Source organism: Streptomyces phyllanthi (genome assembly GCF_009377205.1).
GTDB lineage: Bacteria > Actinomycetota > Actinomycetes > Streptomycetales > Streptomycetaceae > Streptomyces > Streptomyces phyllanthi.
Map to the genome: position 1 here is coordinate 1 of NZ_VJZE01000872.1, position 1631 is coordinate 1631.

The window sequence follows — 1631 nt, forward strand, 5'->3', positions numbered from 1 at the left end:
CCCCCTTGGCACCCGCACCCCCGGAGCTGACATGACCACTTCACAGAGACCCGACAGCCAGGACCAGCCGCAGTCGGCACCCCCTGGCACAGAACCGTTTCAGCGCCCGGCCTTCCGCCGCAGAGCCCTGTTGGCCGCCGCGGGCGGCGCGGTCCTCGGCGGCGCGCTGGGTACGGGCGTGGCCCGGGCCGACGCGACGATCGCGGTCAACCCCGGGACGACGTACGGCACCTGGGAGGGCTGGGGCACGTCCCTGGCCTGGTGGGCGAACGTCTTCGGCACCCGCACCGACTTCGCCGACATCTTCTTCACCACCAACAACGTGACGTACAACGGCACGACGCTCCCCGGCCTGGGCCTCAACATCGCCCGTTACAACCTCGGCGCGTGCAGCTGGAACAGCGTGAACGGCGAGACCATGGTCGAGTCGCCCAACATCCCCGCCTTCAAGCAGATCGAGGGCTTCTGGCAGGACTGGAACAACGAGGACGCCTCCTCCTCCGCCTGGAACTGGTCGGTGGACGCGGCACAGCGGTCCATGCTGACCAAGGCGGTGGCACGGGGCGCGACGACCGAGCTGTTCGCCAACTCCCCCATGTGGTGGATGTGCCTGAACCACAACCCGTCGGGCGCGTCCGGCGGCGGCAACAACCTCCAGTCCTGGAACTACCGCCAGCACGCCTCCCACCTGGCCGAGGTGGCCCTCCGCGCCAGGAACAACTGGGGCGTGAACTTCGCGACGGTCGACCCCTTCAACGAGCCGGCCTCCAGCTGGTGGACGGCCACGGGCACCCAGGAGGGCTGTCACATGGACCCGGCGGTCCAGGCCGCCGTACTCCCCTACATGCGCAGTGAGCTGGACAAGCGGGGCCTCACGGGCATCCGTATCGCGGCGTCCGACGAGACGAACTACGACACGGCCCGCTCGACCTGGAACTCCTTCAACTCCACCACGAAGGGTCTGGTCAGCCAGGTCAACGTGCACGGCTACCAGGGCGCGGGCGGCCGCCGCGACCTGCTCTACACGGACGTGGTGACGACGGCCGGCAAGAAGCTGTGGAACTCGGAGACGGGCGACAGCGACGGCACGGGCTACACCATGGCGTCGAACCTCTGCATGGACTTCCGCTGGCTGCACCCGACGGCGTGGGTCTACTGGCAGGTGATGGACCCGACGGCGGGCTGGGCCATGATCGCGTACGACCAGAACACCCTCCAGCCGACCACCGTCCAGACCAAGTACCACGTGATGGCCCAGTTCAGCCGTCACATCCGCCCGGGCATGACGATCCTGAACACGGGCGTCGACTACGCGGTGGCGGCGTACAGCGCGTCGGCTCGCCGCCTGGTGATCGTGGCGGTCAACAAGTCGACCTCCGCCCAGACCCTGACCTTCGACCTCTCCCGCTTCACCACGGTGACCGGCGGCTCCGGCGGCCTCGTCCCCCGCTGGAACACCCACACCTCCAGCGGCAGCGACCGCTACCGCTCGTACTCGAACACGTTCCTGAGCGGCAAGTCGGTGAGCGCGTCGTTCGCGGCGGGGGCGGTGCAGACGTTGCAGGTGGACGGCGTGGTGATTTAGGCGAGCGGGGAGGGGGCGGTGCGCGGCGTGCTTGGCCGGGCGCGCC

The 1631-nt window shown here is 69.1% G+C and carries 1 protein-coding gene; it reads left to right on the forward strand.

The window, feature by feature from the left end; genetic code table 11:
* Positions 1-31 precede the first annotated feature (31 nt).
* On the forward strand, positions 32-1585 hold the full coding sequence (locus tag FNH04_RS45755; RefSeq protein ID WP_152792114.1) for a glycoside hydrolase: 1554 nt from the start codon (positions 32-34) through the stop codon (positions 1583-1585).
* Positions 1586-1631: the final 46 nt, after the last annotated feature.

What these genes read in the sequence shown, in the direction of transcription:
- FNH04_RS45755 (WP_152792114.1), top strand. Translation starts at nt 32, where the DNA reads ATGACCACTTCACAGAGACCCGACAGCCAGGACCAGCCGCAGTCGGCA.